Source organism: Candidatus Pantoea edessiphila, assembly GCF_002933355.1.
Lineage (GTDB): Bacteria > Pseudomonadota > Gammaproteobacteria > Enterobacterales > Enterobacteriaceae > Pantoea_C > Pantoea_C edessiphila.
The window spans coordinates 41,026-56,002 of the sequence record NZ_PDKU01000003.1 but is presented as its reverse complement, the minus strand read 5'-3'; the positions used below and the strand labels follow the sequence as shown (position 1 = coordinate 56,002).

The window sequence follows — 14,977 nt, the reverse complement described above, 5'->3', positions numbered from 1 at the left end:
TGTATTTGAAATGAAAAAATTATTTTTAATTTATCAATAAACGTAACATGCGGCGTATAGGTTCAGCAGCACCCCATAATAATTGATCTCCAACAGTAAAAGCAGATAGATATTTTGAACCTATATTAAGTTTTCTTAAACGACCAATAGGAATTACTAAAGTTCCAGCAACTGTAGATGGAGTTAATTGATGCATCGTTAATTCACGATCGTTGGGAATTACTTTTACCCAAGTGTTATTTGAATTTATTATTTTTTCAATTTCTCTTAATGGTATGTCTTTATTAAGTTTGATAGTAAAAGCCTGACTATGGCAACGTAGTGTGCTAATACGCACACAGATTCCATCAACTGGAATTAATTTTTGAGTATCAAGGATTTTATTTGTTTCTGCTTGACCTTTCCATTCTTCTCGGCTCTGACCATTTCCAAGTTTTCTATCAATCCAAGGAATCAAACTGTTTGCTAAAGGCACCCCGAAATTATTCGTAGGTAATAAACCAGATTTAGTAAAATTATTAATATTACGTTCTATTTCTAAAATTAGAGTTGCTGGGTTTTTTAAGGATTTTTCTACATGGTTATATATTAGACCCATTTGTATTAGTAATTCTTTCATGTGTTGAGAACCGCTGCCTGATGCAGCCTGATAAGTTGCAACTGATACCCAGTCTATTAAATTTTTTGAAAATAAACCAGCTAATGACATTAACATTAGACTAACTGTGCAATTACCACCAATAAAAGTTTTAATGCCGTTATTTATACCTCGGCAAATTATATGATGATTAACTGGATCTAATACAATAACTGTATCTTTTTTCATTCTTAATATAGAAGCAGCATCTATCCAGTAACCTTGCCAACCTGTATTTCTTAATTTAGGATATATTTCTTTTGTATATTCACTTCCTTGGCAAGTGACAATTATATCTAACATGTTTAAAGTTTCTATATTAAAAGCATCTTGAAGTATACTATTATAATTGGCTCCAAAATTTGGTGCTAAATGTCCTTGCTGTGATGTAGAAAAAAATATAGAGTTAATTAATTTAAAATCATTTTCTTCTATCATTCTAGACATTAATACTGAACCAACCATTCCACGCCAACCAATAAAACCAACATTTTTCATATTATATCCATTTTCAATTGTTCAAATGTTCAAAATTTTCTAATTTCTTTTTAAAGAAATTACTAGGGTATTAATTTTGTTTAGCGATATGTAATAATTAGATTTATAAATAGTTAGTACTTTGATCAAAGTTATTTTAATTTCCTTAAACAAATTATTTGTTTAAACTAAGTACTTTAGCAAACTAACTAATAACAAATTATATTTAATAATTAAGGTGTAAAGTAAATGAATGAGATAATTTCTGGAACAATATTATTGTTATTAATTATGGATCCTTTAGGTAATTTACCTGTTTTTATGTCAATTTTAAAATATATTGAACCTAAAAGAAGAAAAATAATTTTAATTCGTGAAATGATTATTTCCTTAATAATCATGATATTATTTTTATTTTCTGGAGAAAGCATATTAAATTTCTTAAATTTACGTACTGAATCGGTGTCAATATCAGGTGGCATTATTTTATTTTTAATAGCTATTAAAATGATTTTTCCCTCATCTGAAGATGATAACACTGGATTACCTGCTGGTGAAGAACCTTTTTTAGTTCCTTTAGCTATTCCATTAGTTGCTGGTCCATCGCTGTTAGCAACTTTAATGATGCTAGCTCACCAATATGCAAATCAAATTCATATTATCATAATTTCAATACTGATAGCATGGGCACTGACATTAATTATTTTATTACTTTCAGAATTATTTTTACGTGTGTTAGGAGAAAAGGGTGTAAATGCACTCGAACGCCTAATGGGTTTAGTGCTGGTTATGCTAGCAACACAAATGTTTTTAGATGGTATTAGAGTTTATTTAAAATTGTAATTTAAATTTTTATTGAATAGTTATATATTATATTTGAATATTGATATAATAAAATCTGATTTTTTAGTATAATTTATTTAGTATTGATAATACATAATAGATTGTTATCAACTAGAATAGAATGGTGATTAAAAAAATCAAAAACATACAATTTATGAAATTATGATTTCAAAATATTATGATTCAATGGCTACTCTAAGTTTTTTCATAGCATTTTTTTCAAGTTGACGCACACGTTCAGCTGATACACCATATTTATTAGCTAGTTCTTGAAGAGTGGTTTTATTATCTTCTTCAAGCCAACGAGTGCGTATAATATATCTACTACGTTCATCTAAACTTTCTAATGCATAACTTAATTTATCTGCAGCATGTAATTCCCAATTATTTTCTTCAATACCATTAGCAAAATCTGAGGTTTTATCTTTAAGATAAAGTACTGGTGCCATAACTTTATCTTCACTATTGTCATCACTATTAAATAAATCAAAAGTCATATCTTGTGCAGCCATACGTGATTCCATTTCACGCACATCCTTGCTACTTACACCTAATTCACGTGCTACCATCTCTATTTCATTTTGATTAAACCAACCTAAATGCCTTTTAGTTTTTCTAAGATTAAAAAATAATTTACGTTGTGCTTTGGTAGTTGCTACTTTCACTATACGCCAATTACGTAATACATATTCGTGAATTTCAGCTTTAATCCAGTGTACGGCAAAAGAAACTAGTCGAACACCCACTTCGGGATTAAATCTTCTTACAGCTTTCATTAATCCAATATTTCCTTCTTGAATTAAATCAGCTTGTGGCAATCCGTAACCAGAATAGTTACGAGCAATATGAACTACAAAACGTAAATGAGATAAAATTAACACCTTAGCTGATTTTAGATCACCATGGTAATGTAATTGCTTAGCTAAAATTTTTTCTTCTTCAGCTGATAGCATAGGTAATATATTAGCAGCTTGAATATATGATTCTAAATTACCCAATGGAGCAATAGATAAAGCTTGTGTTTCTTTTGTCATTAAAAATCCTTTAAAATTTTTTGATAAACCATTATATCAATTGTGTCTTTTATAATCAAAAACGTGAACATATTACTTACTAAAGAAGATTTTCTAACTATAAAAATCTAATTTTCAATGAATTTGTTAAAATAACTCATTATAAAAATCAATGATCAGGATACTATCATTATAGTAGAAACATAACATAAAATAGCGTATTTATATATACTATTATTTATTTCATATTTGTTAACAGTATAAATAATATATCATTTTTTAATATTAAGCATACCACTTAACATAGCAAATATATTAATATGAGGATCGTATCAATTATAAAAAATAATATTAACTATTAATCTTAGTTAGTTTTGAGAAAATAATGCTTTAATGAAATCTGCAGATTTAAAAATTTTTAAATCATCAGCTTTTTCTCCAATGCAAATATACCTAATTGGTATTGCTAATTGATTAGCTATAGAAAAAATGATACCTCCTTTAGCAGTTCCATCTAATTTAGTTACTACAATACCTGTCAACTTAACATATTGATGAAATAACTTTGCTTGTAAAATAGCATTTTGTCCAGTATTAGCATCTATAACTAACATTATTTCGTGCGGTGCAGAATCATCTAATTTTTTTATTACGCGAATGGTTTTTCTTAACTCTTCCATTAATTGCATTTTATTGTGAATACGACCGGCAGTATCTGCAATTACTATATCTGATTCTCGAGATTTAGCAGATTTTATAGAATCAAAAATTACTGCAGAAGGATCTGATCCAGTATTTTGTGCAATTACCGGAATCTTATATTTTTGTCCCCAAAATTGTAATTGATCAATTGCTGCAGCACGAAACGTATCTCCTGCAGCTAAAATAACTGATTTACCTAAATTACTATAGTGATAAGCTAATTTCCCAACAGTTGTTGTCTTTCCAACGCCATTCACGCCTACAACTAAAATAATAAAAGGTTTTTTATTTGTTAATGTAAGGGGAATATCTATTCCTTCAAGGATTTGTATTAATTCAAATTTCAGTAAATCATAAAGATTTTCTGCGTTATATATACCTTTAAGATATGCTTGTTTAGATATTCGTTCTATAATAGTTTTAGTTGTTTCCGCTCCTACATCAGCAATTAACAAATGTTCTTCTAACTCTTTAAACAATGCATTGTTAATTGCTTTTCCACGAAATAATTTTATTAAATTTACAGCCAAATTTTGGCGGGTTTTTATTAAACTGTTTTTTAAACGAGTAAAAAATCCTTTTTTGTTATCAAAATTATTTGATATTATATCATAATTAGGTGTATCATTTAGTGAGTTAAGATGATTGATATCTGTTTGTTCGATAGATTTGTTAATTGTATGCAAATCAGTACTGTTCGAATCGTTATTTTGTATATGTTGAGGTATGATCTCTGATTGTGTTATTGTGTGTCTGTTATCTATTTCATTTAATGATATTTCTTGATTATTAAATAAAACGTCTATTTTTGCTTGTTTTGAAGTTTCATTTTTTTTAGATAACGTAGTGTTATTCTTTTGTGTTAATAAGTTTTTGTTTTCTTTATCTTTTTTTTTAAATCCTAACCAAGAAAGAAAAGAATTTTGTGTTTTTTTTACCATTATATTTTAGATCCTTTAGAGTCAGATTAACTTAGTATTTTTTTCAAACAATTATATGAATTAACTCAATTGTGAATATTTTAATATGTTAATTCGTATATTTATTGTTAGAAATTTAAATTAATTGTTATTTACTTGCATATTATCATATAAATACTTCGATGAAAAAATTTTACAATAATTATTATTCTGGATATATTCGTATTATTGGAGGTAAATTTCGTGGATATAAACTACCAGTTTTGAATTTAAAAGGATTACATCCTACTAGTGATCGAATACGTGAAACTTTATTCAATTGGTTAAACCCCATTTTGGAACAATCTAATTGTCTTGATTGTTTTTCAGGAAGTGGAGCCCTTGGATTTGAAGCCATATCACGCTATGCAAGTTACGTAATAATGCTAGAATCAAATATTAATGCAGTAAAACAATTAGAAAAAAATTTAAAAAATCTTAAAATATTTAATGGAAAGATTATCAAAACAAATACCTTATCTTGGCTAAAACAAAGAGGTAAACCATTTGATGTAGTGTTTGTTGATCCACCGTTTGATGACAATTTGGTAAATAAAACCGTATGGTTACTAAATACTTTTGGTTGGTTAAACGATGATTCATTAATATATATTGAAAATAAAATAGATATAATGATAGCTGATATACCAATAAATTGGAAGTTGTATCGTAGAAAAACAGCTGGAAAAGTAAGTTTTTCTTTATATCATTTGAATCAATAAATAATACCATTAAATATAGTTATATATGAAAATATTATTTCATTGACACATATTGTCTATTACATAAATATAGTTCTGATTATCAATTTATTTTAATACAATACTATAATTATCTATTGTTTAGTATATATTGATATTTATTACAACTCAAAATTGTACAAAATGTGATTTTATTTAATACAAGGATTATTCATTGAATTACCCTAAATAAAATTTATCAATTAACATAAATTAAACTATTATCGTTGATAATGAAACAAGATTTGAAACATAATATTTTAATATTAAATAATAAAATTACAATTTATTTATAATATATTGTTAAATAAAATAATTCATAAAATAATGAAAATAATTAATTTACATCAGCGTCCAAGAAGATTACGCATTAATGCTTTTATTCGTCAAGCTTTTCAAGAAATTAATCTTAGTTTAAATAAATTGGTTTTTCCAATTTTTGTTGAAGAAAATTTATCTGATTATCAAGAAATAACAACTATGCCTGGAATCATGCGTATTCCTGAAAAAAAATTAGCATATGAAATAGAACGTATAGCTAAAGCGGGAATTAATATAGTATTATTATTTGGTATATCTCATCATACTGATGATACAGGAAGTGATACATGGAATGAAAATGGTTTAATAGCACGCATTATTCGTACATGTAAACATACAGTACCAGAAATGGTATTAATATCTGATACTTGTTTTTGTCAGTACACTACTCACGGACATTGTGGAATTATATATAACAATAATATTGATAATGATCAAACATTAATTAATTTATGTAAGCAAGCAGTAGTAGCAACAGCAGCAGGTGCTGATTTTATTGCACCTTCAGCTTCCATGGATGGACAAGTACAAAGTATACGTAAAGCACTAGATTTATCTGGATTTAATCAGACGGCAATAATTTCTTATTCTACTAAATTTGCATCTTCTTTTTACGGTCCTTTTAGACAAGCAACAAAAATCAATTATGAATCTAATCGTGACACTTATCAAATTAATCCAATGAATCGTAGAGAAGCTATTAGAGAATCTTTAATTGATATGAATGAAGGTGCAGATGCATTAATGGTAAAACCAGCAGGTGCTTATCTTGATATATTACGTGATATCCGTGAAAAAACTGAACTACCACTAGCTGCTTTTCAAGTGAGTGGGGAATACTCTATGATAAAATTTGCTTCTAAAGCAGGTGCAATAGATGAAAACAAAGCAATATTAGAAAGTTTAGGTTCAATTAAACGCGCTGGTGCAGATATCATTTTTAGTTACTTCACTCTAGATCTTGCTGAAAAAAAATTACTATAATAAAACCTTAATAATTGTGTTTTAAATAATTAATGCTAATCATAATTATTTAATGTAATAATTGTTTGAAAGTGCCACGTGATGATAACTAGTTATGCTAATATAAATTAGTTATCATATAAATCATCATAATATATACTAAATATCAATTATATATTGTTAGTTAAAATAAAAAATATTGATCAATAAAAACTGAAATTCATTTAATTTTTCATTTCTTTTCATGTTTATACTATGTTGATTAACAAATCATTATAGGTTAAATATTTATTTAAGTTAATGGATAATATGTATCATCTCTTCTAAGGAGATAATAATGATTAAACTTGGAATATTAATGGATCCCATTTCTTCTATTAATATAGAAAAAGATACTACATTTAATATGTTATTAGAAGCACAAAAACGTGACTATAAAATTTACTATATGGAAATAAATGATCTTTCTTTATTTGAAGGTGTAGCTTATGCAGATACATATTTACTTCAGGTACAAAAAGATAATAACAATTGGTATAACTTTGAAAAAAAGGAATATATTAATCTTTCTGACTTAGATGTGATATTAATGCGTAAAGATCCTCCATTTAACATGCAATATATTTATGCAACATACATTTTAGAATACGCAGAAAAATCAGGTACACTAGTTATCAATAAACCACAAAGTTTACGAGATTGTAACGAAAAATTATATATATCTTGGTTTAAAGAGTTAACTCCTAGCACTTTAGTTTCTTGTAATAAACAACAAATTCAAAAATTTTGGCAAAAACATATTGATATAGTCATAAAACCGCTAGATAATATGGGCGGAAAATCTATATTTCATGTGAAAAAAGATGATCCTAATTTTTCAGTAATCATAGAGACTCTAACTAAAGAAGGAAGACTATTTTGTACAGTACAAGAATATATTCCAGATATTAAAGATGGAGATAAACGAATTTTAATTGTAGATGGTAAACCAGTACCTTACTGTCTAGCTAGAATACCCCAAAAAGGAGACAGCAGAGCTAATCTTACTGCGGGTGGTCATGGGGAAGTAAGGAATTTAAGTAAAAATGATTTAGAAATTGCTAAAAACATTGGTGTGGAGCTAAAAAAGAGAGGTTTAATTTTTGTTGGTATAGATGTCATTGGTAATAAACTTACAGAAATTAATGTAACTAGTCCTACCGGAGTTTGTCAAATTGAATCAAGATTACCAATTTCTATTTCTTGTATGTTAATGGATGCAATTGAAAAACGATTACATTGAGATTATTTAACACAAATTTAATAATTTTTTATAACTGAATACCTATTCTGATCTAGGTTACTTTTGGTATATTACCTAATAATGAATTTACAAAATCACTTTTTAATAGCTATGCCATCATTAAGCGACCCATTTTTTAAGCGTTCTGTTATATACGTTTGTGAACATAATGTAGATGGAGCAATGGGATTAATTATTAATAAACCTATAAGAAATTTAAGTATAAAAGATATACTGAAAAAATTAAATATTTCTATAAACAATAGAGATCCAAATATAACACTTGATAAACAAGTATTTATAGGTGGGCCTTTGGCTGAAGACCGAGGTTTTATATTACATTCTGCACAACGTGTTTTTAATTCTAGTGTGTATATATCAGATACAACTATTATTACAACATCAAGAGACGTATTAGAAGTCATTGGGTCAAATTTACAACCAAATAATATATTAATAGCACTTGGTTATTGTGCATGGGAGAAAAATCAGTTGGAAAATGAATTAATGGCTAATGCTTGGTTAACTACTCCAGCTAACAGTACGATTCTGTTCCATACTCCAGCAGCAGAACGTTGGAGTCAGGCAGCTTTAAATATCGGAGTAAATATGTATAATATAGCTAGTGATTTAGGACATGCTTAATGTCAATACAAATCATATTAGGATTTGATTTTGGTATTAAAAATATTGGTATTGCAATTGGACAATTAATTACTGGCACAACAAGTCCTATATGTTCTTTAAAATCAAAAGAAGGGATACCTGATTGGACAAAAATTGGAAAAATAATAAAAGAATGGCAACCCAGTGCCATTGTTGTAGGTTTACCATTAAACATGGATGGAACGGAACAACATATTACTAATTGTGCTAAAAAATTCGCTGATTATTTGAATGATAAATATAGTATTAATGTTTATATGCAAGATGAACGACTTAGTACTATAGAAGCACGTTCAGAATTATTTAGATGTGGAGGATATAGTGCTTTAATTAAAAAATCTATTGATTCTAATTCTGCTGCAATTATTTTACAAGATTGGATTATAGGTTATCTTTCAAAGTAATTAAAATTTTATGAGCAAATTAAATAATTTTTTAATTTATTCAAAAACACAATCATTTTATGAATATTCAACAAATCATGTCTTTTTATTTGCTGTTTTGTAAAAATAGTAAAAATATTAATACTATAAAAATGATTTAAATAAAAATTTGATCATTTCATCTTCCAATATTTTACGATCTTTTTGATTAATTAAATTAAGTTTTTTTTCATTAATTAATATGGTTTGTTTTTCTATCCATAATTTCCAAGCTTTTTTAGAAATTTCATTATAAATTCGTTTACCTATATCACCTGGATAAACTTGATACTCTTGTCCTTCAGATTCACATCTTAGAAAACTACAAAAAATGATACGATTCATTATTAATCTCTATTTATTTACTGAAAAGTAATAAATTTACTTAAAATTACATTATTTATTATAAAATTTTATATGTTATATTACTTATTATAATCTTATAATAATACCAATTAAAAATTATTTTTAAAAAATATATATAAAATAATCAAATTATTTTATATATTACAATGTTCAGAAATTTATTAATTATATATTCAATACTTTATAACTTTATAATATTACTTTTGATGAATTTATATATGAAAAATAATGTTATCCTATTACGTAAAATTCGTAGTTTTATGATTAGAAGAAGAAAATTAACTAAAAAACAACAAATAGCAATTAATAATTACTGGTTAGAAATTGGTATTGAATTTAAATTTGAATTAATAAATTTCACTGCATTATTTAAATCTAATAAACCAGTTATAATTGAGGTTGGATTTGGGATGGGTAATTCTTTGGTTGCAATGGCACAAGATAATCCAGATCAAAATTTTTTAGGGGTAGAAGTTTACTTACCGGGAGTATGTAATTGTATTGCTGAGGTAAAAACAGCAGAATTAAGAAATCTGCGTATTATATACCATGATATAACAGAAGTCTTAGAAAATATGATTCCTGATAATTCAATACATAAAGTTCAATTATTTTGTCCCGACCCATGGCCTAAAACTCGTCATCATAAACGTAGAATTATAAATTTACCGTTCATTAATTTGGTAAATAAAAAACTCAATTCACACGGCTCTATATTTCATATAGTAACAGATTGTGAAAATTATGCCCATTATATCATTAAGTTAATTAATAGTATAGATAATTATCGAAACCAATCTTCTAAAATATCTAAAAATAGACCTATAACTAAATTTGAACAACGTGGAAAAATTTTAGGACATAAAATTTGGGATTTAATATTTGAAAAGAATAATGAACACAAATAAAAAATTTATTATATATTTATTTAATTAAATATTATAAATTAATTTATCTATGTATTAAAAAATAGTTCTAGTAAATCATTTAAGAATAATCTACCTTTTGTAGTTAGTTTCCAGTATTTTTTTGTTTCAATTATATATTTTTCTGATATTGCTACATCTATGCTTGAACGAATATAATCTTCTTTTAAACCAGTAAAAAACTCAAATTCGCCACGATACACAATGTCTATTAAACGAAATCTATTCATAAAATATTCAAGTGGTTTATCAAAATCAGAAATAGTGTATTTCTTACTAAGATAAAACCCTTTCATAAATTTTTGAGGATGACGAATTTTGATAGTACGTATAATTTCACCATTTAATTGTGTTATTTTTCCATGTGCACCGCAACCAATTCCAATATAATCACCAAAATACCAATAATTAAGATTATGCCTACAATAATAATTTAACTTAGCATAAGTTGATATTTCGTATTGATGATAACCATAATTAATTAGTAAATCATGCCCTGCTTTAAAGATATTCCATAAAATACTATCGTTAGGTAAATTTATTTTTTTTGCGCTAAATAACGTATTTGGTTCAATAGTTAATTGATACCATGATATATGCGGAGGATCAAGTATAATAGTTTGGTATAGATCATTTAAAGCTACTGAAATTGATTGATTGGGTAAACCATGCATTAAATCTATATTAAAGTTATTAAACCCAAGATGTTTAATTAAATTAACTGTATAATATATTGCTTCTGGAGTATGAATTCTTCCGAGTGAAATTAACTGTTTCGAGTTGAAACTTTGAGCACCTATTGAAATACGATTAATTCCAATTTTTTTATAGAAAGATAAAAGATCAACATTGATTGTACCAGGATTTACTTCTATAGTAATTTCTACATCTAGTGATAAATTTAGATTCTCCTTTATACCATTGATTAAAATATCAATAGCTTCTATATCCATTAAACTAGGTGTACCTCCTCCAATATAAACAGTATATATTGTTCTATGATCAATTAAACATAAATCATTTTTAAGATCCAATAATAGATGGGTGACATACTTAATATATGATACTTTTTTTTTAATTGATGTGAATTAAAATCACAGTAATAACATTTTTTTATACACCATGGTATATGAATATATAAGCTTAAAGGGGGTAGAAAAATCATTTTTTTAATATTTAATTTCTGTTAGAATTATTACAGTTATCTCTAGTACCAAATATTGCTGTTCCGATACGTAACATTGTGCTTCCTGCAACGATAGCTGCTTCTATATCATTACTCATTCCTAATGAAATAGTATCTATATCTCTAAAATTATTTTTTAAATTTTTAAATAATTTAGTAAAATTTTTGTATTCATCTAATTGTTTATGATAATGTTTTTCTATTTTAGGAATTGCCATCAACCCACGTAACCTAAGGTTAGGCAGAGACAAAATTTGATTCGCGATATTAAAAATCTCATTAGATGAAGTTCCAGATTTTTTAATTTCATTGCTAATATTTACTTGAATTAAAACATTAAGTGGAGGTAATGAATTTGGTCTTTGATCATTCAATCTTCTTGCTATACAAATTCGATTAATTGTATGGCACCAAGAAAAATTTTCTGCTACTAACCTGGTTTTATTAGATTGTAATAAACCAATAAAATGCCATTTTAAATTAGGATAAGTACTTCTTGTTAACTGAATTTTTTTAATGCTTTCTTGTACATAATTTTCTCCAAAACTTATTTGCCCTAAAGATGCAACTTTCGAAATATTATCAATAGATTGATTCTTACTTACTGCAATTAGTCTAATTGTTTTAGGATCACGATTGTTTAGTATAGCAATATTATTTATTTTTTTTATTATTTTTTTTAAATTATCTTGAATTAATTTCATAATTTAATAATTGAAAAAGTGAGTTCCATAAATATAAAGCAAACATTGTACTTTATTTAAAGTCGATCATCAAATTTTTATGTTTTTAAAAATAATATTAGATCTTGTCTTAATTTATCTTGGTGTGTAACAACAAATCCATGGGGACCATTTTCATATAATTTTAATGTAGAATTGCATATCAATTTATGTGTTATTTCAGCAGTAAATTGATAGGGTAAAATTTGATCATTGAAACCATGAATAATTAATGTAGGAATATTGATTTTATTTAAATCATTAAAAAAATTAGTTTCAGAGAATGCAATCATACAATCAATAGTAGCTTTTAAAGAAGCTGATAGAGCAATATTCAGAGTTTGAATCATTATTCCATCTGAAACCATATTACCATAAAAAGTTTTTATAAACTCCTTAAGAAATTGAGGTCGATCTTTTAATAATTCTAATTTTATACTATCAAAAATCGCCTTTTCAATACCATTAGGGTTATTGTGAGTCTTACAGACAACTGGTGTTATACTACCCAGCAATACAAGTTTTTTCACTTTATCTGTACCATATTTGCTTATATATCTTGTTACATCTCCTCCTCCCATAGAAAAACCAACTAAAGTAGCATCTTGTAGTTGTAAATGTTCAATCAAACAATAAATATCATCAGAAAATACATCAAAATTATAGTTTTTCCATGGTTGTGCTGAACGGCCAAAACCACGACGATCAAAAGATATTACACGATAGCCATTCTCTGCGAGAAAATACATTTGATTATCCCACATATCAGCATTCAATGGCCAACCGTGGCTGAAAATAATTGGCTTACCCTTACCCCAGTCTTTATAATAAAGATCAAAATCATCTCTACTCTTAAATACACTCATTATTTAATGATCTCATAACTTAAAGTGATTATTTTAATAATTTTATTGAAGTTATTATAGCATATTATTTAGATATAAATCTAACTAATGTGTTAGATTCTCATTGAGATAGAATGTTATTAATCTTAAATTTAGATTTTATTATTAAAATAGTCATATTTGATATTCATGTGTTTTGCAAAACAAAATTTCCGGATAACGTTCTTGCACTATCTTTAGATTAACCATATTATAAACAATATAAATTAAATTATCATTGTTATCGAATGCAATATTTTTATTGCATTCACTTTGGAAAGATTTAAGTATTTTATTATCACTACACTCTAACCAACGTATAGTAGCAATATTAGTATATGAATATGATGCTTCAACTTTATATTCATGCTTTAAACGAGAAATAATAATTTCAAATTGTAATTGACCTATTGCTCCAATAATAAGATCGTTATTATAAATGCGACGTATTAATTGTACATTACCTTCTTCTGATATTTGCATTAAACCAATATTTAGTTGTTTTTTTTTAAATGGATCTTTAGAACGTACAATAAAAAAAATCTCAGGAGCAAATTTAGGAATACCTATGAAATTAATGTTCTCACCTTGCGTAAAAGTATCACCAATTTTAATAGAGCCATGATTATGCAATCCTATAATATCACCTGGATATGCTTTTTTTATATTCGAACGACTACCTGCTATAAATGTTAGAACATTATAAACAATTATGTATTTTTTAATACGAACGTGATAAAGTTTCATTCCTGTATTGTATATTCCAGATACTATACGAATAAATGCTATTCTATCACGATGTTTTAAATCCATATTGGCTTGAATTTTAAAAACAAAGCCAGTAAATTGCTTTTCTTTTGAATCAACTAATCTCAAATCTGTAGTCCGTGGCATCGGATACGGAGCCCATAAAATTAAAAAATTAAGTATATGATCAATGCCAAAATTACCTAATGCAGTACCAAATAATACCGGTGATTGTATTCCATTTAAAAAATCTTCATGATTAAATTCACAAATAGATTTTCTAATTAATTTGATATCTTCGCGTAATTGTATTGATGATTCTTTACCTATTTCATTATCAAGGTTAGAATTATATAAACCTTTAACAATATTTGTTTGTTTAATGATATTACCTTTACCTGTTTTATAAATATAAGCAAGATCTTCATAAAGGTTGTAAACACCTTTAAAATACTTACTATAACCTATTGGCCAAGTAATTGGGGTGCAAATAATACCTAACTTACTTTCTATTTCATCTATTAAATCGAAGGGATTATTTACATCACAGTCATATTTATTCATAAACGTTATGATAGGTATATCACGCAGTCGTGTAACTTCTATTAATTTACAAGTACGTTCTTCTACACCTTTAGAAGAATCAATTATCATGACACAAGAATCAACTGCAGTTAAAGTGCGATAGGTATCTTCAGAAAAATCTTTATGTCCAGGAGTATCTAGTAAGTTAATTAATCTACCAAGATATGAAAATTGTAGAACAGAAGTGGTTACAGATATACCGCGTTCTTTTTCAATTGACATCCAATCGGACTTAGCATATTTATTGGATCCCCTACTTTTAACTGTACCTGCCATATTAATTACATTACCAAATAAAAGCATTTTTTCTGTTACTGTGGTTTTACCAGCATCTGGATGAGAAATTATTGCAAAGGTTCGACGACGTAATAGTTCTTTTAGACAGGAATCACACATAGAATCATATTCCTAATAAAAATCATTTCTTTGACATAAAACATTTTTTAATATTATAAATACTTTAAAATATATTTTATTATTATTAACTATATCTTTATAATAAAATTTTTATTTTATAGTTTATAACATTTAAAAAA

Annotated in this window: 14 protein-coding genes and 1 pseudogene; 7 read left to right on the top strand and 8 right to left on the bottom strand. The window is 26.4% G+C overall.

The window, feature by feature from the left end; all coding sequences use genetic code 11:
- Nucleotides 1–25: 25 nt before the first annotated feature.
- Entirely contained in the window at nucleotides 26–1,135 is a 1,110-nt protein-coding gene (gene asd, locus CRV10_RS02580; protein WP_136130260.1) for an aspartate-semialdehyde dehydrogenase, read from the bottom strand.
- A gap of 228 nt (nucleotides 1,136–1,363) precedes the next feature.
- Between asd and CRV10_RS02575 the strand changes: the two genes are divergently transcribed.
- Nucleotides 1,364–1,957, top strand: a complete 594-nt coding sequence (locus tag CRV10_RS02575; RefSeq protein WP_136130259.1) for a YhgN family NAAT transporter — start codon at nucleotides 1,364–1,366, stop codon at nucleotides 1,955–1,957.
- Between the two features lie 176 nt (nucleotides 1,958–2,133).
- Here CRV10_RS02575 and rpoH read toward each other — a convergent pair whose 3' ends face one another.
- Entirely contained in the window at nucleotides 2,134–2,991 is an 858-nt protein-coding gene (rpoH, locus tag CRV10_RS02570; RefSeq protein ID WP_136130258.1) for an RNA polymerase sigma factor RpoH, read from the bottom strand.
- Nucleotides 2,992–3,338: 347 nt separating this feature from the next.
- Nucleotides 3,339–4,613 carry a signal recognition particle-docking protein FtsY gene (gene ftsY / locus CRV10_RS02565; protein WP_136130257.1) on the bottom strand — a complete coding sequence of 425 codons (1,275 nt, stop codon included), beginning with the start codon at nucleotides 4,611–4,613 and terminating at the stop codon, nucleotides 3,339–3,341.
- A gap of 161 nt (nucleotides 4,614–4,774) precedes the next feature.
- Here ftsY and rsmD point away from each other — a divergent pair, with 161 nt between their 5' ends.
- From rsmD to ruvX, 5 genes are all read left to right on the top strand, one after another.
- Complete coding sequence (gene rsmD / locus CRV10_RS02560) at nucleotides 4,775–5,353, top strand: 16S rRNA (guanine(966)-N(2))-methyltransferase RsmD (protein WP_136130256.1); 579 nt, start codon at nucleotides 4,775–4,777, stop codon at nucleotides 5,351–5,353.
- Nucleotides 5,354–5,704: 351 nt separating this feature from the next.
- Nucleotides 5,705–6,676: a porphobilinogen synthase gene (gene hemB, locus CRV10_RS02555; RefSeq protein WP_136130311.1), complete on the top strand. Its 972-nt coding sequence runs from the start codon at nucleotides 5,705–5,707 to the stop codon at nucleotides 6,674–6,676.
- Between the two features lie 316 nt (nucleotides 6,677–6,992).
- The gene (gene gshB, locus CRV10_RS02550; RefSeq protein ID WP_136130255.1) at nucleotides 6,993–7,937 is read left to right on the top strand and encodes a glutathione synthase; all 945 of its coding nucleotides are present in this window, start codon (nucleotides 6,993–6,995) and stop codon (nucleotides 7,935–7,937) included.
- A gap of 81 nt (nucleotides 7,938–8,018) precedes the next feature.
- The gene (locus CRV10_RS02545) at nucleotides 8,019–8,582 is read left to right on the top strand and encodes a YqgE/AlgH family protein (RefSeq protein WP_136130254.1); all 564 of its coding nucleotides are present in this window, start codon (nucleotides 8,019–8,021) and stop codon (nucleotides 8,580–8,582) included.
- Nucleotides 8,582–9,007, top strand: coding sequence for a Holliday junction resolvase RuvX (ruvX, locus tag CRV10_RS02540; RefSeq protein ID WP_136130253.1), 426 nt, complete (start codon nucleotides 8,582–8,584; stop codon nucleotides 9,005–9,007). Before CRV10_RS02545 ends, ruvX begins: the two co-directional genes overlap by 1 nt.
- 123 nt (nucleotides 9,008–9,130) lie before the next feature.
- Here the strand turns inward: ruvX and CRV10_RS02535 are convergent, their stop codons facing one another.
- Nucleotides 9,131–9,370 (bottom strand): oxidative damage protection protein, encoded by a 240-nt coding sequence (locus CRV10_RS02535; RefSeq protein WP_136130252.1) that lies wholly within the window; start codon nucleotides 9,368–9,370, stop codon nucleotides 9,131–9,133.
- Between the two features lie 239 nt (nucleotides 9,371–9,609).
- Between CRV10_RS02535 and trmB the strand changes: the two genes are divergently transcribed.
- Nucleotides 9,610–10,299 carry a tRNA (guanosine(46)-N7)-methyltransferase TrmB gene (gene trmB / locus CRV10_RS02530; protein ID WP_136130251.1) on the top strand — a complete coding sequence of 230 codons (690 nt, stop codon included), beginning with the start codon at nucleotides 9,610–9,612 and terminating at the stop codon, nucleotides 10,297–10,299.
- Nucleotides 10,300–10,346: 47 nt separating this feature from the next.
- Here trmB and hemW read toward each other — a convergent pair.
- From hemW to CRV10_RS02510, 4 genes and pseudogenes are all read right to left on the bottom strand, one after another.
- Nucleotides 10,347–11,482: pseudogene (gene hemW / locus CRV10_RS02525) on the bottom strand (radical SAM family heme chaperone HemW).
- Nucleotides 11,483–11,493: 11 nt separating this feature from the next.
- Nucleotides 11,494–12,207, bottom strand: a complete 714-nt coding sequence (locus tag CRV10_RS02520; RefSeq protein ID WP_136130250.1) for a YggS family pyridoxal phosphate-dependent enzyme — start codon at nucleotides 12,205–12,207, stop codon at nucleotides 11,494–11,496.
- 77 nt (nucleotides 12,208–12,284) lie between these two features.
- Nucleotides 12,285–13,091: an alpha/beta fold hydrolase gene (locus CRV10_RS02515; protein ID WP_136130249.1), complete on the bottom strand. Its 807-nt coding sequence runs from the start codon at nucleotides 13,089–13,091 to the stop codon at nucleotides 12,285–12,287.
- Between the two features lie 153 nt (nucleotides 13,092–13,244).
- A complete protein-coding gene (locus CRV10_RS02510) occupies nucleotides 13,245–14,837 on the bottom strand; it encodes a peptide chain release factor 3 (RefSeq protein WP_136130248.1) in 1,593 nt (530 codons plus the stop codon).
- Nucleotides 14,838–14,977: the final 140 nt, after the last annotated feature.